This is a genomic window from Synechococcus sp. LTW-G, from assembly GCF_054459035.1.
In genome coordinates this window covers 410,597-427,554 of the sequence record NZ_JBTKYW010000001.1, presented here as the reverse complement: position 1 = coordinate 427,554, position 16,958 = coordinate 410,597, and the positions used below count along the sequence as shown (strand labels likewise).

At 64.5% G+C, this 16,958-nt stretch carries 19 protein-coding genes; 8 read left to right on the top strand and 11 right to left on the bottom strand.

What is annotated here, in order from left to right:
* Window position 1 precedes the first annotated feature (1 nt).
* A complete protein-coding gene (locus ACXIQ9_RS02275) occupies window positions 2–1,228 on the bottom strand; it encodes a site-2 protease family protein (RefSeq protein WP_459015361.1) in 1,227 nt (408 codons plus the stop codon).
* A 55-nt stretch (window positions 1,229–1,283) separates the two neighbouring features.
* On the opposite strand from ACXIQ9_RS02275, the gene ACXIQ9_RS02270 reads away from it, so the two are divergent.
* Together ACXIQ9_RS02270 and ACXIQ9_RS02265 are read left to right on the top strand one after the other, a co-directional pair.
* Window positions 1,284–1,988, top strand: a complete 705-nt coding sequence (locus ACXIQ9_RS02270) for a phosphoribosylanthranilate isomerase (protein ID WP_459015359.1) — start codon at window positions 1,284–1,286, stop codon at window positions 1,986–1,988.
* A gap of 9 nt (window positions 1,989–1,997) precedes the next feature.
* Window positions 1,998–2,498 (top strand): hypothetical protein, encoded by a 501-nt coding sequence (locus ACXIQ9_RS02265; protein WP_459015357.1) that lies wholly within the window; start codon window positions 1,998–2,000, stop codon window positions 2,496–2,498.
* Here the strand turns inward: ACXIQ9_RS02265 and folE are convergent.
* From folE to ACXIQ9_RS02235, 6 genes are all read right to left on the bottom strand, one after another.
* Complete coding sequence (gene folE / locus ACXIQ9_RS02260; RefSeq protein ID WP_459015355.1) at window positions 2,495–3,214, bottom strand: GTP cyclohydrolase I; 720 nt, start codon at window positions 3,212–3,214, stop codon at window positions 2,495–2,497. The genes ACXIQ9_RS02265 and folE overlap by 4 nt on opposite strands.
* A gap of 20 nt (window positions 3,215–3,234) precedes the next feature.
* The gene (locus ACXIQ9_RS02255) at window positions 3,235–3,966 is read right to left on the bottom strand and encodes an SDR family oxidoreductase (protein WP_459015353.1); all 732 of its coding nucleotides are present in this window, start codon (window positions 3,964–3,966) and stop codon (window positions 3,235–3,237) included.
* A gap of 45 nt (window positions 3,967–4,011) precedes the next feature.
* Complete coding sequence (locus tag ACXIQ9_RS02250; RefSeq protein WP_010316603.1) at window positions 4,012–5,001, bottom strand: acetyl-CoA carboxylase carboxyltransferase subunit alpha; 990 nt, start codon at window positions 4,999–5,001, stop codon at window positions 4,012–4,014.
* 47 nt (window positions 5,002–5,048) lie between these two features.
* On the bottom strand, window positions 5,049–6,113 hold the full coding sequence (locus ACXIQ9_RS02245) for a long-chain acyl-[acyl-carrier-protein] reductase (RefSeq protein WP_459015350.1): 1,065 nt from the start codon (window positions 6,111–6,113) through the stop codon (window positions 5,049–5,051).
* An 81-nt stretch (window positions 6,114–6,194) separates the two neighbouring features.
* On the bottom strand, window positions 6,195–6,911 hold the full coding sequence (locus ACXIQ9_RS02240; RefSeq protein WP_247477888.1) for an aldehyde oxygenase (deformylating): 717 nt from the start codon (window positions 6,909–6,911) through the stop codon (window positions 6,195–6,197).
* A 108-nt stretch (window positions 6,912–7,019) separates the two neighbouring features.
* Window positions 7,020–7,853, bottom strand: a complete 834-nt coding sequence (locus tag ACXIQ9_RS02235) for a creatininase family protein (RefSeq protein WP_459015348.1) — start codon at window positions 7,851–7,853, stop codon at window positions 7,020–7,022.
* A 63-nt stretch (window positions 7,854–7,916) separates the two neighbouring features.
* Here ACXIQ9_RS02235 and ACXIQ9_RS02230 point away from each other — a divergent pair, with 63 nt between their 5' ends.
* Genes ACXIQ9_RS02230 through pgeF form a run of 3 tightly spaced genes read left to right on the top strand, consistent with a single transcriptional unit; the run spans window position 7,917 to window position 10,992 of the window.
* Entirely contained in the window at window positions 7,917–9,263 is a 1,347-nt protein-coding gene (locus tag ACXIQ9_RS02230) for a S1 RNA-binding domain-containing protein (protein ID WP_459015346.1), read from the top strand.
* Window positions 9,260–10,159 (top strand): Tab2 family RNA-binding protein, encoded by a 900-nt coding sequence (locus ACXIQ9_RS02225; RefSeq protein ID WP_459015344.1) that lies wholly within the window; start codon window positions 9,260–9,262, stop codon window positions 10,157–10,159. Before ACXIQ9_RS02230 ends, ACXIQ9_RS02225 begins: the two co-directional genes overlap by 4 nt.
* A gap of 8 nt (window positions 10,160–10,167) precedes the next feature.
* On the top strand, window positions 10,168–10,992 hold the full coding sequence (gene pgeF / locus ACXIQ9_RS02220; protein WP_459015342.1) for a peptidoglycan editing factor PgeF: 825 nt from the start codon (window positions 10,168–10,170) through the stop codon (window positions 10,990–10,992).
* On the opposite strand, the gene ACXIQ9_RS02215 is transcribed toward pgeF, so the two are convergent.
* Window positions 10,985–12,664, bottom strand: a complete 1,680-nt coding sequence (locus tag ACXIQ9_RS02215) for an FAD-binding domain-containing protein (RefSeq protein ID WP_459015340.1) — start codon at window positions 12,662–12,664, stop codon at window positions 10,985–10,987. The genes pgeF and ACXIQ9_RS02215 overlap by 8 nt on opposite strands.
* Before the next feature lie 106 nt (window positions 12,665–12,770).
* Between ACXIQ9_RS02215 and ACXIQ9_RS02210 the strand changes: the two genes are divergently transcribed.
* The gene (locus ACXIQ9_RS02210; protein ID WP_010316617.1) at window positions 12,771–13,136 is read left to right on the top strand and encodes an AbrB family transcriptional regulator; all 366 of its coding nucleotides are present in this window, start codon (window positions 12,771–12,773) and stop codon (window positions 13,134–13,136) included.
* Here the strand turns inward: ACXIQ9_RS02210 and ACXIQ9_RS02205 are convergent.
* On the bottom strand, window positions 13,075–14,769 hold the full coding sequence (locus ACXIQ9_RS02205) for an NAD(P)/FAD-dependent oxidoreductase (RefSeq protein ID WP_459015338.1): 1,695 nt from the start codon (window positions 14,767–14,769) through the stop codon (window positions 13,075–13,077). The two genes, ACXIQ9_RS02210 and ACXIQ9_RS02205, sit on opposite strands and share 62 nt — an antisense overlap.
* 72 nt (window positions 14,770–14,841) lie before the next feature.
* Here ACXIQ9_RS02205 and ACXIQ9_RS02200 point away from each other — a divergent pair, with 72 nt between their 5' ends.
* Together ACXIQ9_RS02200 and ACXIQ9_RS02195 are read left to right on the top strand one after the other, a co-directional pair.
* On the top strand, window positions 14,842–15,585 hold the full coding sequence (locus ACXIQ9_RS02200; RefSeq protein WP_459015336.1) for an MBL fold metallo-hydrolase: 744 nt from the start codon (window positions 14,842–14,844) through the stop codon (window positions 15,583–15,585).
* Window positions 15,586–15,613: 28 nt separating this feature from the next.
* Window positions 15,614–16,375: a Tic22 family protein gene (locus tag ACXIQ9_RS02195; protein WP_459015334.1), complete on the top strand. Its 762-nt coding sequence runs from the start codon at window positions 15,614–15,616 to the stop codon at window positions 16,373–16,375.
* Window positions 16,376–16,378: 3 nt separating this feature from the next.
* Here ACXIQ9_RS02195 and ACXIQ9_RS02190 read toward each other — a convergent pair whose 3' ends face one another.
* Together ACXIQ9_RS02190 and ACXIQ9_RS02185 are read right to left on the bottom strand one after the other, a co-directional pair.
* Window positions 16,379–16,591, bottom strand: coding sequence for a GIVxVP protein (locus ACXIQ9_RS02190; protein WP_296421298.1), 213 nt, complete (start codon window positions 16,589–16,591; stop codon window positions 16,379–16,381).
* A 6-nt stretch (window positions 16,592–16,597) separates the two neighbouring features.
* Window positions 16,598–16,954 (bottom strand): nuclease, encoded by a 357-nt coding sequence (locus ACXIQ9_RS02185; RefSeq protein ID WP_459015332.1) that lies wholly within the window; start codon window positions 16,952–16,954, stop codon window positions 16,598–16,600.
* Window positions 16,955–16,958 lie beyond the last annotated feature (4 nt).

Genomic DNA, 16,958 nt, shown 5'->3' with positions numbered 1-16,958 from the left:
CTCAGCCCTCGGGGTTGCTTTCGATGGTTCGTGCCACGGGCGCCAGCATCATCCCCAGGGGGTAGACCCCTTGGCGGCGGGCGGCCTCGAGGATCGGTAGAGGCAGCCGCACGCCGAGTTCCTTCAGGACCCGTTCCGCCAGTTCCGGTCGCTCCAACGTGCCCGTGGGTAGGCCCGCTGGACCAAGCACCAGCAGCCGATTCACCTCCGGCTGGTCGAGCTGCAGGATCGCCTGCCAGAGCGGAGTCCCATCGCCAATGCTCGGGAGTTGATCGAGGGGTTGCAGGTGCTCGCCAACGCTGTCCTCATCCCAGCGCTGCACAGGCAGGCACTGCAGGGGGGCATCGGTGATGAACCCCTTCCAGCGGCCCTGGTCACAGACCAGTAGCCAGTCCGCCAGACCCTTCTCGTCGCTGACCCGCAGGCGGCTGAGTTCCCGCAGTTTCGTGTTGGCCTCGAGCACGCGGTAGCGCCTCTGGGCCGCATCCTTGACCTGCAGCCTGCGCAGCACGCCCTGCAGCGCCAGCATCTGCGATTGGTTGCGGGCGGCGCCCAGGCCAAACCAGCCCAGCAGCATCAACCAAATCCCCGCTACCCCGGCTCCTCGCAGCAGCAGAAAGGCCCCAAGGCCAATGGCGCTGAAGGCCAGCACCTTGCCGCTGGCGGTGGCCACCTGGATTCCCTTGCGCTGGCTTCCGGTGAACTGCCAGACCAGGGCCTTGAGAATCAGGCCGCCATCGAGCGGGAGTCCCGGCAGCAGGTTGAACAGGGCCAGGATCAGATTCAGCCCGCCCAGCTCACTGACCATGGCCCCCAGCAGGGGCGAGGCATGGCTGGCGCTATGGCTGCCGAGGAGCAGCAGGGCGGAGAGCACCAGGCTCACCAAGGGGCCAGCGGCGGCCACCCAGAAGGAGCCCATGGCGGTTGGGCACTCCCGCTCCACGCTGGCCACCCCGCCCAGCAGAAATAGGGTGATGCTGCGGACCTTGACCCCCTGACTGAGGGCCACCAGGGAGTGCCCCAACTCATGGAGCAGCACTGAGAGGAACAGCAGCAGGGCGGTGAGCAGGCCAATCAGCCAGAGCCAGGCCTCCTGGGTTTGCGCGGCGAATTGCTGGCTGTACTGCTGCTGGAAGGCCACCGTGGCCAGGGCCAAGATCAGAAACCAGCTGGGGTGAATGCGTAGGGGGATGCCCCGAATCCGCAGTAGCTGCCAGCCTTCCCCCACACGTCCTCACCCGTTGCCCCGATCCTAGAAAGGTTGGGCTTCCTGGGGCCACGGCATGACGGCGCGTCCAACTTCCCCCATTGGCCCCCAGCCCTGGCTGAAGGTCTGTGGACTGCGCCATCCCGAGCAGGCCAGTGCCGTGGCCGCCCTGGGCGTCGATGCGATCGGGGTGATCGGTGTTGAGGCCTCCCCCCGCTGGTTGTCCCCTGGGGCCCGGCCGGCGCTGTTTGCGGCGATGCGCCAGGCCTCAAGCCGCTGTCTTGGCGTCCTCGTGGTGGCCGATCCCAGTGATGGGGAGCTGTCCCAGTTGGGGGCGGCCGGTGGCCATCAGGTGCTGCAACTCCATGGCCAGGAAACGCCAGAGCGCTGCCGGCAACTGCGGGAGGCCCTCGGCCCGGATCTCTTGTTGTGGAAGGCGCTGAGAATTCGCCAGCCCGAGGATCTGCAGCGGGCGGCCGACTACGGCGCGGTCGTCGACGCTCTGCTGCTGGATGCCTGGGTGCCCGATCAGCTCGGCGGCACGGGCCACCGCATCCCGATCGATTGGCTCAGTGGTTTTTGCTCCCCTCTGCCCTGGTGGCTCGCTGGCGGCTTGAATCCCGATCGGGTTGCCCCAGCCCTACGGGCCCTGCAGCACCGGCCCCCCTCTGGATTGGATGTCTCCAGCGGGGTGGAGCAGGCTCCGGGCAATAAGGATCTCGCCAAAGTGGAACAGCTGGTGGCCGCCTTGGCTCCCTTTCGCCAGGATTTGAGCAGCTAATCCTTGGCTATGGCTGCTCTGCGCTCTGCCCCTGTGCTCCTGGGCTTGGCCCTTGCGCTGTCCCCAGCCCTGCGCGCCCAGGACCTGGTCGGTTGCCGCCTGGTGAGAGCGAGCCTGCAGTGCATCCCCGGCGTCACGGAAAGTGCCCAGCAGCAGATCAGCACCTTCCGCGATCAGATCTCTGCGGATCTGGAGTTGGAGGGTGCGATCGAGCAGCAGATTGATGGCCTGCGTTCACTCGTGATCGCTGGTCAGGCCATTCAGGGCGGGCTGCTCCAGGCCACGGTCGAGACCGACGCCAATGCCGCCCTGGCGAACTCCCAATACCACTGGTACCGGAAGGATCCCTCGGCGCGCACCTGGCTCTTGATTGAAACGGCCCAGGGCACCAGCTATGTCCCGGGGCCGGTGGATGTTGGCCAGAACCTCATGGTGGTGGCGGTCGTCAACCAAAAAGGTCAGGTCAAACGCATCGCCTCAGCCCCCGTCGGGCCGGTGCTGGCGCCTTAGCCCAGCACCGACTCCTGCTGCTTTACCAGTTCGAAGAACTCAGCCTTGAGGCTGGAGTCGTGGCGGAAGTCGCCGCGGACCACAGAGTTCACCATGCTGGTTTGGGGCTCCTTCACCCCGCGCCACTTCATGCAGTAGTGCTGCGCTTTGACCAGGATGGCCAGGCCCTGGGGTTCGCAGAGACGCTCGATCTCATCGGCCAGGATCATCACCGCCTCTTCCTGGATGTGGGGACGGGAGAAGACCCAGTCGGCCACGCGCGAGAACTTGGAGAGACCAATCACCCGTTCGCCGGGCTTGATCCCAATCCAGCAGTTGCCCAAGATCGGCACCAGGTGGTGGGAGCAAGCCGAGCGCACCGTGATCGGGCCCACGGTGTAGATCTCGTCGAGCTTTTTGACGTTCGGGAAGCTCGCGATCTTCGGCTGGGGATGGAAGCGACCCTTGAAGACCTCATGGAGGTACATCCGGGCGACACGCTCGGCGGTCTCCTCGGTGTTGTGGTCGTTGTCGATATCGATCACCAAGCTGCGCAGCAGCTCGCGAACCTTTCCGGCGACCTCGATTTCCAGTTGATCGAGTTCGCCGTCCTTGAGGTGTTCGGCGATGTTGTCGTTCGCCAGGAAGGGCACGCCGGCGGACTCGAGGCGTTCACGGATGCGGCGGCTCACGGGAGCCAACTGGCCGGGAATGCTCGAGGACAGGGTTGAAGTCATGAACGGGTCCCGAGATGCGTTCAAAGAACGCCCGCTGCGGGCATAAGGGTTAGATCCTCCACAACATTGGAGGAAGGTTGCTGAGCCAAAGACAGCAGTGTCTCGGCCACGCGCTCTGGAGTGAGCATGGCACGGCGGTCGAAGGAACTGTGGACGGTCTCGCTGTCCCAGAGGGGGGTATTAACCGCACCCAAGGTGAGCGTCGATACACGGATTCCGTGCTGGCGCTCCTCTTCCGCTAAGCAGCGACTAAAGGAGGCCAAGGCGGCCTTGGTGGTGCAATAGGCCCCCCATTCCGGAAAGGCATTGCGGGCCGCATGGCTGCTGACGTTGATGATCAAACCCTGGGTCCGGCGCAGGGCCGGCAGGACCGCCTGGCAGGTTTGAACAACGCTGGTGAGGTTGAGCTGCAGCAACCATTGCCATTGCTCCAGGGGCATCTCCGCTAGAGCCCCCGTGTAGGCCGCTCCGGCGTTGTTGATCAGCACCGTTGGAACCAGTCCCCGGGAGAGCAGGTTCTCCAGGGCAGGGGCGATGGCTTGTGGATCGGAGAGATCCACAGCGATCGTTTCCACCCGGCAGCGCTCACTGCGCAGCTCCTGGGCCAGCTGCTCAAGATCGGCTTGGGAGCGGGCCAAGAGCAGCAGCTGATAGCCGGCTTGGGAAAAAGCCCTTGCTGCGGCTGCTCCGATCCCCCTGGAGGCACCAGTGATGAGGGCAACGGGCGCTGAAGCGGAGACAGGGGAACTCAACGGCGGGGGCGGGCCGCAAGGACCCCGATCAAACCAACGAAAACCTTACGAGCTCAGGCTTGCGTCCTGGGCGCCGGATTCCAGGAAGCGACCCATCCGGCGGAACTTGGCGTAGCGCTGATCCACCAGTTGCTCCTCGCTGAGGGCCTGCAGGCCCGCGAGTTGCTGCAGAAGAGCCGCCTTCAAATTCTCTGCCGCCTGACGCGGGGCCCAGTGGTTGCCGCCCGAAGGCTCGGCAATGATTTCATCGATGATCCCCAGCTTGAGCAGATCGGGCGCGGTGATCTTCAACGCCTCAGCGGCCACCGGAGCTTTACCCGCATCGCGCCAGAGGATGGAGGCGCAGGCCTCGGGGCTGGCCACCGTGTAGACGCTGTGCTGGAACATCAGCAGCCGGTCCGCCACGCCGATGCCCAGCGCACCACCTGAGCCCCCCTCACCGATCACCGTGGCCAGGATCGGAACGCGCAGCTTGAACATCTCGCGTAGGTTCACGGCGATGGCCTCGCCCTGGCCCTGCTCCTCCGCCAGCAGTCCGGCGTAGGCGCCGGGGGTGTCGATGAAGCTGAGGATCGGCAGGCGGAAGCGATCGGCGTGCTCCATCAGGCGCATCGCCTTGCGGTAGCCCCCAGGTGAGGCCATGCCGAAGTTGCGAGCCACGTTTTCCTTCGTGTCCCGTCCCTTCTGGTGGCCCAAGAGGACGACGCCTTGATCGCCAATGCGTCCGACGCCGCCCACGAGGGCTTGATCATCGCTGCCACGCCGGTCCCCGTGCAGTTCGATGAATTCATCGGTCAGCACCTGGATGTAATCGAAGGTGCTGGGGCGTTGGGGGTGGCGCGCAACCTGAATCTTTTGGGCGGGACTCAGGTTGCTGAAGATCTCTTCCCGCCTGCGGGCCGCCAGGGTCTCCAGTTGGAGCAACTGCTGGCTGACGTCGACTTCAGAGTCTTTGGCGAGCTGCCGGATTTGGTCGATCTGCTCCTCCAACTCCACCAGGGGCTTCTCGAAGTCGAGCAGGGGACGACGGGCCATGGCAGCGGGTGTAAGGGGCAGGGGGGCGAGCGTTGAACCGGGAGGCCTTAAGCAGCGGCCAGTTCAAGGTCGGGGTTGCCGGAGCTTGCTGGGGCTTGGTTCAGGCCGATGGCCCGGAACCCGTGCCGCAGGGAGGCTTCACCAATGAGCTCCATGTTGGCGATGGAGATGCGGTTGCGGCCCCAGCTGAAGTTGGTGTGGATACCCTCGAATTCCAGCAGCATCGCCTCTGCAAAGCAAGCGAACAACTGGCGTTTGGGGTTTTCCATCTCCACGACTTCCATCATCTGCCAGCTGATGTCCTGCCAGAACTCGACGATGCCGCCCTTGAGGACATGGACCCCTTCACCGGCCACCTTGGCGTCGAGATTCTTGGGGTAGCCGCCGTCAATCATCAGACAGGGCTTGCGCAGGCTGCCGTGGTCGATGGTCAGGGTCTGGGGAAGGCTGGCCACCCACACCACCACGTCGGCTTCGGGGAGTGCCTCCTCCAGGGTCAGGATCCGGCCACCGCCGAGGGATTCCTGCAGATCCAGTAGGCGCTGCTGCTGCCTAGCGACCAGGAGCAGTTCACCCACGCCTGTTTTTTGGCTGAGCCAGCGGCAGACTGCGCTGCCGATGTCACCGGTGGCGCCGACCACGGCGACTTTGGCCTGGCTCAGGTCGATGCCCAGCAGAGGGGCATTGGTCTGGACCTGTTGGCAGATCACCCAGGCCGTGTGGGTGTTGCCTGTTGTGAAACGCTCCCACTCGAGGGTGGTGTTGCGGATCTGCTGGAACTTCGAGAGGTCGTAGTTCTCGAAAATGATCGAGGTGAAACCGCCCAGGGCTGTGACGTTGATCCCGTTCTTCTGCGCCAATTCCATGGCGTTTTGAACCTTGCGGGTCGCGGTCTTGAAGCGGCTCAGCATCTCCGGCACGAAGCAGGAGTCGATGTAGGTCCCTTGGATGGTGGCCCCGGTTTTGCTGGTGACCTCGAAGGTCTCCAGCAGCTGAGGTGGAGCCGAGCACCAGGAGAGGAGGTCCGCTTCGGCCATCTCCTCTAGCCCCAGGTCGCGGGCCTTTTCCTGGGCCTGCGCAAAGCTGCTGGAGTGACCGATCAGACCAAACATTCGCGGGGGCTCTCCTGGTTACACACCGGCCGAGAAGACACCTGATTAAAGGGCAGCGTCGACTCGTTCAGGCTGATCGCTTCAGCCGATCAGAGCGGCGGCCGCCATGCGGGCGATTTCGCGGGTGGTGAAACCGATCTCGGTCAGAGCTTCCTGGTAGGCGATCAGGAAATCCTCGATCAGATCCTCCTTGTCCATCTGCAGAACAGCGGCGTCACCGGCCACCTGATCGAGCATGCGGCGGATCAGGGGGAGGTTCTCGCGGTTGGCCTCTTCGAGCTCCTCACGGCAGCTCTCCAGGTTGGCCTTGAGCCAGACCTCGCCGTAGTTGAGGTGGGTGTACTCGTCCTTCACCACGCCCTCGGTGATCTTGCGGGCGAAGGGATCGGCGACCGGGATATAGATGTGATAAGCCGAGATCGCGAAGGCTTCGATCAGCAGGGCCTGGATCAGCAGGCAGGTCGGAACCTTGCCCTCTTTCAGGGCTTTTTGGAAGTTGCCGTGCAGGGGGGCGAAGAATTCCTTGGCGAACGCCATGTCGGCGGTTACACCCAGGTTGTTGGCACAGGCGGTGAAGCCCTTCATGTGCTTCAGCTCCATGCGAGCCAACTTCGTCAGTTCGTCGGCCTGCTCGGGCAGCAGCGTGCCGATGGACATGTAGTTGTCGTGGGCTTCCTGCTCGCCCTCGATCACGATCGCGTTGATCCGGCTGTAGGCGTCCTTGTAGTTCGCGCAGGTGAAATCGGGAAGCGCAGTCGCGCCCGCCGTAGGCAGATCAGTGGCTTCGAGGGTCGCCATGGCTACCGAGAACACGTTGCAATGGGGTTGACTGTAACCATCTCCACAAGCCTCAGATGGGCTTTGGCAGCTTTTGCCAACTTCCCGTCGCCCGCTGACCCCGATTCTTCAGCGCTGGTCTGGCTTCGGTTTGGGCTCCCGGGGGGGCCAGTCGCTGCCCAGGAGACTGCCGAAGAGCGCGCTCCAGCCCTGGACCAACCGCTGCTGGACCGCCTCGCCTTGGGCCCCATCGGCCTGGCTGGGATCGCCAATGACGCCACTGCTGCTGAGGTCCTGCGTCAGCCAGGCATTCGGCACGGCCCCCTCCAGGCTCCATCCCTGGGGCGGCTGCTGGGCCCCCAGGCCATCTGCGGCCCTCTTCGGCCCGACGAGCTCAGGATTGAGCTGCAACATCAAGCTCGTCTCGACCTGTCCGGCGTGGAGGCCTTCACTGCGCTCGGGCTCCTCGATCAGCTCTCCGATTCCCTTGGGGCCGCTCCAGAGGAAGCAGGGCAACACCCCAAGCGAGGGATGGGCGGCGCGAAGTTGTCGGGCGGCGACCTGGAGCAGGGCGATTTGACCGCCATGGCCGTTGAACAGCACCAGTCGCTTGAAGCCTGCCGCCGCCAGCTGGGCGCCAACGGTTTCGATGCTGCGGATCAGGAGCTCGGCCGGGAGGCTCAGGGTTCCTGGGAAGCCCAGGTGCTCCGGTGAAAAGCCGATGCTCTGCAGCGGCAGCCGCCAGATCGGCGCCTCCTGGGGGAAGGTCTCGAGCACCTGGTCAAGGATTTGCTCAGCGAAGAGTGCATCCGTTCCCAGGGGAAGGTGAGGACCGTGCTGCTCGAAGGCGCCAAAGGGCCAAACCACCGTGCTGCCGCAGGTCTGGGCGGCCGCCTGGAAGGCGGGCCAGGTCAGGCGCTCGAGGCGACGGGATCCCTGACAGGCGTATGCGTCGTCGCCCATGGGTCCGTCTTCGATCAAGGAGGGTCGTCCCTACAGTGTGGCGCTGTGCGTCTTTGCTTGGTCATGGCCGGTTCCGGCACTCCCCAGCCCCCCCAGCCCTTCTCCAAGCAGCAACCCACCTCGGCTCGTCCGGTGCCTCCGTCGCCTCAGCGTCCCGCCGCTGCGCCGCCGCCGGTTCGCAAGCCGCCCCAGGTTCTGCAGATCAATAAGAAGGAAGAGCAGCTGCGCCTGGAGCGTGAAGCCGCTGAGGCCCGTGCCGCCGCCGAAGCCGCTGCGCAGCGGGCAGCTGAATTGGAAGACGCCGCACGGGCGGCCCGAGGTGAGGCGCCGGTCGCGCCCCAGCGCCCGGCGGCTTCCCCGGCATCAGGCGACGACGACCTGTTCGATATGAGCGGCTTTGAGGGGCTGTCCATGGCGGACCTGCTGGGCCCCGACGACCGCAATAAGGGTGGGCGCTCCGGTGGCTCCCGCATGGCGCAGCCCCAGTCCAAGCAGGCGGCGGTTCCCACCCGTTCGGTCGATGACTTCGACTTTGACGAGGAGGCCTTCCTGGCGGCCCTCGATGAGCAGGATTTCGTCGGCACCACCGGTGAAGTCGTCACCGGCACGGTGATCGGCATGGAGAGCGACGGTGTCTATGTCGACATCGGCGGTAAGGCTCCTGGCTTCATGCCCAAAAAGGAGTGTGCTCTGGGGGTGATCACCAACCTCAAGGAGCGCTTCCCGAAGGGCTTGACCGTTGAAGTGCTCGTCACCCGCGAGCAGAACGCCGATGGCATGGTCACCATCAGCGCCCGTGCCCTGGCCCTGCGCCAGAGCTGGGAGAAGGTTCGTGCTCTCGAGAAGGAGGGCAAGGTGCTCCAGGTGAAGGTCAACGGTTTCAACCGTGGTGGCATCACCTGTGATGTCGAAGGTCTGCGCGGTTTTGTGCCCCGCTCCCAGCTTCAGGAGGGTGAAAACCACGAGGCGCTGGTGGGCAAAACCCTTGGTGTGGCCTTCTTGGAGGTCAATCCGGAGACCCGCAAGCTGGTGCTCTCTGAGAAGAAGGCGGCCACGGCGGCCCTGTTCCAGAACCTCGAGGTCGGCCAGCTGGTTGAGGGACAGGTGGTGGCCATCAAGCCCTATGGCCTCTTCGTGGACCTGGGCGGCATCAGCGGACTCCTGCACCACTCCGTGATTACGGGTGGTCAGATGCGTGATCTGCGCGAGGTCTTCGGCCAGGGCGACCGCGTGAAAGCACTGATTACTGAATTGGATCCCGGTCGCGGTCGCATCGCCTTGAACACTGCTCTGTTGGAGGGGCAGCCGGGTGAGTTGTTGATTGAGCGCGACAAAGTGATGGCGGAGGCCGCCGATCGCGCCAATAGGGCTCGTAACGTGCTGCGTCAGCAGGAACAATCCGCCGGATGATTCAGGCCACCGAGCCCGCGAGTCCTGCCCGCCTGCAGGCGGATTGGGAGCTGGATTACTACTCCCGTCCAATCCTGGAAGAGGACGGAAAGAAGCGCTGGGAGCTGCTGATTTGCAGTTCCCCCAATGCGGACAATCCCGGTCGCGCCTTCCAGTGGGTCCTGAAGTGCCCGGCCTCCAGCGTCAACTCCCAGTGGCTGAAGTCCGCGTTGGAGCAGGCCTTGGAGGAGGCGGATGCTGAGGGGTTTGATCCCCCACGCAAGATCCGCTGCTGGCGTTCCTCGATGCGCACGATGGTGCAGCGGGCCTCTGAGCAGCTGGGGCTTGAGTTGGTGCCGAGCCGCCGCTGCTATGCCCTGGTCGAGTGGCTCCAGGAACGTGAAGCCACGGTTTATCCCGAGGAGGAGGGCTACATGGCGGGCCCCCTGGCTCCGCCGCCCCAGCCGATCCAGCCCGTGGCAGTTCCGCTGCCTGAGGCGGCCCGCGGCGACAGCTGGTCTTGGGCCTCCCTGCCAATCGGTGCCCTGCGGGAGGCGATGACCTGGGACACCAGCTTTGCTGGTCTGGTTCCCTTGCCGGAGTCGCTCGATGACGAGCTGATGGTGAGCGGTCTGCGCCTGTTCAGCGCGAGCCGCTCCTTGGCGATCGCTGGCTGGGTGTCGGGATTGGAGCCGGTGCGCCTCGAGGTCTGCGGTCAGCAACTGGTGCTGGAGGCGGGCCAAGAAGACCGATGGTTGCTGGGACAGTTGGAGTCAGACGAAGCTGAGGCTGCGGCCGCGGCATTCCTGGCCGCCCGCGGTCAAGCCGGTGGTGTGCAATTCCTGGCGATTCAATCCAGCCCGGATCAACCCGGTTTTGATGGCTTCTGGATCCTGAGGGACCTCCCCGATGCCTAGACGGTTGTATGGCTGAGGCCGTTGAGGCCCCCTTTGACCGCCCAGATGCAGGGTTTAACGCCCTAGAGGGCTGGACCTGGATCGGTTGCTACGGGGGCTATTACCTCCAGTCGAATCTGCTGGAGGCCTTTGAACATGGCTTCTTCACCCGCCAGTGGCAGGGCCGAGGCCCTGATGTGTTGGCCGGTTATGTCAGCGCGGGCATCAGCGTCCACCGTCCCCAGCAGGTCCACAGCGCGTTGGTGCTCCCGGCGAGTGAGGCCGTCGCGGAGCCCTGGCCCCAGGCCGATGGCTTGGTGTGCGATGCCGGTGGTCAGAGTCTCTGGGTCTGCGGCGCGGATTGCACTCCAGTGCTGCTCGCGGATCCGGAATCCGGACAGGTGGCGGCCTGCCATGCCGGCTGGCGTGGTGTCGCCGGGAGCATCGTTCAAGAGGCGATCCTGCAGCTGGAGCAGCGCGGCTGCCGCCGCCGTGACCTGCTGATTGCGTTGGGTCCAGCCATCAGCGGCCCCCAGTACCAGGTGGAACCGTCCGTGCCGGAAGCGATCGCTGAGCAGTTGCTGCAGGTGGATGCGTCCCTCACGTTCGAGGGGGCCCTGGCGGCGATGGAGGAGTGCGGTGCTCTGCTCGCCGATCCAGAGCCGCTGCGGCAGCGCCTCGATCTGCGGCTCGCCACCCGTTTGCTGCTCGAGCGCTTTGGTGTTCCCCCAGAGCAGATCAGTGTCTGCCCCCTGTGCACGGCATCAGAGCCGCTGCTGTTTCACTCCTGGCGCCGCGACCAGGTCAAGGCGGTGCAGTGGAGCGGCATCGTCTCCCAACAGTTGCCTAGTTGAACTCCAGGCTGAGCTGGCCGTTGTCGGTTTGGCTGCGCTTGGGTTTGCGTCTCTTCGGGGGGCTCTCTCCGGCTTCACCGGTTTCGGCCGAGCGCCTGAGGCTGAACCAGCTGAGCAGGGCCATCCATCCCTCCTGGTCCAGTCGATCGAGGTCCACCGCCGCGGGGAAGAGCTCCGGTGCCCGGGGTTGCGCCCAGAGCACCTGGCTGCCGGCGATTTGATCACTGCCAAAGGGCGTCAGGTCAGCGGGCAACCGCGCCAAGGCGGAGGGAATGTCTCCGATGCCGTGGCGTGTGTTGCTCAACGCCTCCATCCGCGCCTGGCGCGCTTCCTCGTAGTTGAGCACTGGGGCGGGGTAGTCCGCGAAGGCGGGGGGCTCTCCGAGCTGGTCATTGGTGAGGCGCTCGAGTTGCGGCAACCAGCGCCGGATGAAGAGGCCATGGGGGTCGCAGCGGTTCACGGCCACCTGGCCGGGGTGGTAGATCCGCGTCCAGGCTTTGCGTCTCCGATAGGTCGCCCCGGCCTGCATGGCCCATTGGTAGTGATCGATCGGGCAGTCCCCATCGATCAGGTGCCGCATGAAATGCAGGGCGCCGTAGCGCCAGTCAATTCCGCAGAGGTTGCTGAGAAAGCTGGCGTAGATCGCTCGGCTGCGGAAGTTCAGCTCCAGCCAGCCACCGCCCCCCCGCAGGCAGTGGGCCGCGGCATCGACGATCGGGAAACCCGTGCGGCCCTCTTTCCAGGCTTCGTAGAGCTCAATCTGTTGGGCGGAGAGCGCGCTTTCTTGGTCGAAGGCGCTCCAGAGGGAGCGCAGCTCCAGCTGGGGCAGGTAGCGGAAGCGCTGGTGAATGGAGCAGCCCCAGCGCAGGCGGCTGAACAGTTGTTGGATGCTGCGCAGGCGGCTGCGATCGGCGTTTTCCTTTGCCCGTAGGCCGGCTGCGGTGAGCCGTTGCAAGCACTGCCTGGGGCTGACGACGCCGAACTTCAGGTAGGGGCTAAGGCCTGAGGTGACCTTGGCGGAGGGGTAGCTCAGCTCCCAGTAGTAGGTGCGTGAATCGGATCCCTCGAGAAACCGCTCCAACCGCCCCAGGGCGGCATCAGTCCCTGCTGTTGGAATCGGCTTACCATCGCCGATTAGCCCCAGGTCCTTGAGGCTGGGGACCGGTGCATCCGGGCACTGCTCAGGTACTACGACCCGCTGCGGTTCCGGTACGAGTGGCTCGGCCATGGCGCCATGCCATTGGCGGTTCCAATCGCTGTAGGCCTGAAGCTCGCCGCTGGCACCGGCTGGTTCGATCCAGTCCAGCTCGATGCCTTGCTCCTTCAGGTGGCGGTTGACGCGGGCATCACGGACCCGGCCGACCAGGCGCTCACTGTCGGTATGGGCGAGGACATGGCGCGCGCCGCTGTCCTTGGCGAGACGGGCGAGGACCACTTCGGGTTGGCCGCGCTGCACAAGTAATCGCCCCCCAAGCCACCGCAATCGGGCATCGAGGGCCTGCAATGAGTGCAGTAAAAACTCAACACGAGCGACGGCAGTCTCAGGATGAAACAACAGCGCGTCATCCAGCACAAACACTGGAATCACGGGTCCTCTTGAGCAAGCCTTCGCCAGTGGTTTGTGATCCTGCGTGCGCAAATCGCGGCGATACCAGACCAGCGTGGGGGGCATTGATTGAAAAAAAACTCCTGGGAAATCCCGGCTCTTTGAAAAAATTCAGCCTTGCTGAATTGACCGTCGGGTGTAATGATGCAGAAGTTGCATAACTATCAATCTCATGCTCACCGGAGCTGATCTGCTCGCCAAGGTCAAAGAAATGGGCGACGTGAGCAAATCCGATGTTGTTCGGGCATGCGGATATGTCTCCAACAAGAAAGACGGCAGCGAGCGACTGAATTTCACGGCGTTCTACGAGGCGCTGCTGAATGCCAAGGGCGTTGATTTTGGCGGCTCGAGCGCCAAGGTTGGTAAAGGCGGCCGCAAGCTGAGCTTCACCACCAAGGTTCAGTTCAACGGCAACCTGATGGTGGGCAAGGCCTACACCGCTCTGTTGGACCTCAAGCCCGGCGATGAGTTCGAAATCAAGCTGGGTCGCAAGCAGATCCGTCTGGTGCCCCTGGGCGCTCCTGACGAAGAAGAGTGAGGCCAACGGCTTCCGCGACGCGGATGCCATCCATCGCAGCGGAGAGGATTCCGCCGGCGAAGCCGGCCCCCTCTCCCGCTGGATAAAGCCCTGGGGTGTTGACGCTCTCCAGGGCTCTTGTTCTGGGAATGCGCACGGGGGATGAGGTGCGGGTCTCAACGCCAGTCAGCAGCGCATCGTCCATGGCGTAGCCCGGGATGGACTGCTCGAACTGCGGCAGGGCCTCCCGCAGGGCTTCGATCACAAAGGCTGGTAAGGCCTGCCCCAGGTCTGCCGGGACCACACCGGGGCTGTAGGAGGGCTTGACCGTCCCCAGATCAGCGGGTGCCTGGCTGCCGCCGGCCAGGAAGTCCTTGAGCCGCTGACCGGGAGCCGCATAGCTCTTGCCACCGAGTTCAAAGGCTTTGGCCTCCCAGTGCCGCTGGAAGGCAATCCCCGCAAGGGGGTCGCCGGGGTAGGCGCCATAGCTTTCGACGTCGCCTGTCTCAATGTTCACGACGATGCCGCTGTTGGCGTTGCGCTCATTGCGCGAGTGCTGACTCATCCCGTTGGTGACGACCCGTCCCACCTCCGAGGTAGCCCCCACCACCAGGCCACCGGGGCACATGCAGAAGCTGTAGACGCAGCGCCCGTTGCTGACGTGTTTGACGAGCTTGTACTCCGCAGCCCCCAGGCGGGGATGGCCGGCGCAGTTTCCCCAACGGGCGGCATCGATCAGGGGTTGCGGGTGCTCGATGCGAAAGCCCACCGAGAAGGGTTTGCGCTCCAGCGTCACGCCCTGCTCCTGAAGCATCGCGAAGGTGTCGCGCGCGCTGTGGCCGACCGCGAGGACCACCTGCTGCGCCGGGATGATCTCTCCGCTGGCTAGGGCAACGCCGCTGAGGCGCCGCTCCCCATCGCTCTGCTCAACGCAGAGCTGGCTGACACGGCTTTCGAAGCGAATCTCTCCGCCGAGGGCCGTGATCTTGCTCCGGAGACCCCGAACCACCGTGGCCAACTTGAAGGTGCCGATGTGGGGGTGGTGCTTGACCAGGATCTCTGGATTAGCCCCCGCTGCGACCAGTTCCTCCAGGACCTTGCGCCCGAGGTGTTTCGGGTCCCGCACCTGGCTGTAGAGCTTCCCATCGGAGAAGGTGCCCGCACCCCCTTCCCCAAATTGCGCGTTGGATTCGGGGTTGAACGGCGCAGTGCCTTTCCAGAAGCCAAAGGTGTCCGCCGTGCGCTCCTTCACGGGTTTGCCCCGCTCGAGCAGCAGGGGTCTCAGCCCCATCTCCGCCAGGATCAGGGCACAGAAGTAGCCGCAGGGTCCGGCGCCCACAACCACCGGCCGCTGAGGCAGGGGATCTCCGGGGCTGGCCTGTGCCATGGGTTGGTAGTGGGTGTCGCTTGCGGGTTGCAGGTGGGGATCGCGCTTGAAGCGTTTCAGCAGTTGCTGCTCGAGCTGCGGCGGCAGTTCCAGCTCCAGGCTGTAGGCGATCTGGATGGCGGATTTCCGCCTGGCGTCGATGCTCTCTTTGATGACCCGATGCGCGACCAGGGCTGCTGGATCGATCTTGAGGCGTTTGCAGATGGCTGGAGCGAGGTCCGCTTCCTCGTGATCCAGCGGCAGCTTCAACTCGCTCAGTCGCAGCACCACTTGTCCTGAGCCTCGTTCCTGTATTCCAGCACCGCGCTGCCTAGCCTCGCCGCCAGTTGCGTTGAAGCGGTGGAAGCGACCTATTACGGGGCAAACGGCTGGTTACTGGACTGGTCGGGACTGCGGGTGCTGGTGGACCCCTGGTTCCGCGGTCCGTTGGTCTTTCCCCCCGGGCCCTGGTTTTTCCAGGGGCAGTTGTCCCGCTCCTTTGCGCTTCCTGCCGATCTCGATTTGCTGCTGCTCACCCAGGGACTGGATGACCACGCCCATCCCGAGACCCTGGCGCTGCTGCCCCGTTCCCTGCCCGTGGTGGGCTCCCTGACGGCGGCCAAGAAGGTGCAGCAGATGGGCTTTGAGCAGGTCACGGGCCTGCGCCCCGGTGAAACCACGGCCTTTGGCAAGCTTCGGATTGAAGCCACAGCTGGCGCACCGGTGCCCCAGGTTGAGAACGGCTACCTGCTGCGCCATCCCCAGGGGAGCCTTTACCTCGAGCCCCATGGCTACCTGCCCGCTGACCTCGCCCCGGAAGCACTTGATGCGGTGATCACGCCCGTGGTCGACTTGGGCTTGCCCGTTGCTGGCGCCTTTGTCCGCGGCCAGACCGTTTTGCCTGAGCTGTTGGAGCGCTTCTCGCCTCGCACGGTGCTGGCGAGCACGACCGGCGGGGATGTGGCCTTCAGCGGCTGGCTGAACCGCTGGCTCTGGCAAAAGGGGAACTTGGAGGAGGCCCAGCAGGCTGTGGCCTCAGCCGCCCGGCTGATTGATCCAGTCCCAGGAGAGCCCTACGCCCTGGGGGGCTTTCCTGGGTTCTGACTAGGGTTGACTTTTCTTGATCGGTCGCATGCTCTCGCGCTTTCCCGCTTGGTTGAAGCCGATGGGCCGTCAAGCGGCCTCGTTGCTGGCCCCCGTCGCCGTCCTGGGCGCCATGGCTGCGGCTCCCGCCTTGGCGATCCCTGAAGCCGAGGCGATCAAGAAACTTCAGGTGATTCCGGTCTTCGTGATCACCGATGCCAATGGCATTCCCCTGCCGATCCCCCGGGACGAGGCGTTGGTCCTGCCCCTCTATCTCGAGAGTGATCGGGCGAATACCGAGCTCAAGGCGCTGCTGAAGTCGAACCCGAGCCTCAAGGCCACCGTCACCCCTGTTCCACTGAATGTGATGAACGAGAAGGTGGTGGAGCTCAATAAGCAGCTGAAGGACAAGAGCAAGCCACTGGTGGCCCCGGTGGTGATGAACGACGCCGATATCAAGCAGGCCTATACCCTGCTCAAGAAAGAAGGGCTGAGTGACGAGGAGATCAAGAAGGGCCTGAATGTGGCGGTGTTCTTCACCCAGCCCTTCCTGACCCTCAACACCCCCGATGGTCCTCGCGGTGTGTTCTTCCTGAGCTACGACGAGTTGCAGAAGGCCCTTTCCAACGTGCCTGAGGCTGAGCGCAGCAAGCTGAAGCCCAGGGTTGCCGACCTCACCGCGGTGCTCTCTCAGATCAGCAAAGCCAAGGAGGACAGCTTTGTGATCTTCCCGACCAAGGAGTACTTCCGCCTGGTGGAAGAGGGCCGCACCAAAGCCCAATCCACCCCTCAGGCCAAGCCGGCGAAGTAACGCTCAGGGTTCGTCTTCGGACCTGGCCTCGGGAGCTGGCTCCGGCATCAGCTGGGCCAGCAAACCCGCTGCGATCAAGACTCCTCCGACCCCCAGGGCGAGGGACTTGTTGTCAGCGGCTGCCGCTGGTCCCCAGACCGCGGTGGCGATGAAGGCACTTCCCAACAGGAGTGTGGGCACCAGCACGATGCCCTTGGCTGCCCGATTGATGCTCAACGGCCGTTAGCAGGATCCTGAGGAGGACGCTAGGCCCGATGCAATCAGCTCCGCGCCCAGGTCGTGGTTGGCTTGCCCATCGAGGTGATTGATGCGGGCGATGAGGACCCCATCGGCACTGCCGGTCGGACGCAGGTTCACCTTGCTGCGCCGGGGCAGTTGCTTACGAATCCAGTCGACTGCGGCAGCGTCATCGTCTGGGTCCACCACGACGCAGGCCAGTTGCACGCTGTAGGTGCGGTTCCGGTCACCGATCTGCAGCAGAGTGCCGCTCCGCACCTGCAGCACCTCGGCCGCCAAGACCTGTCCCGGCCAGAGCAGCAGGCATGCAGCCGCTGCAGCACAGAGCCAGCGGCGGATCAACCCC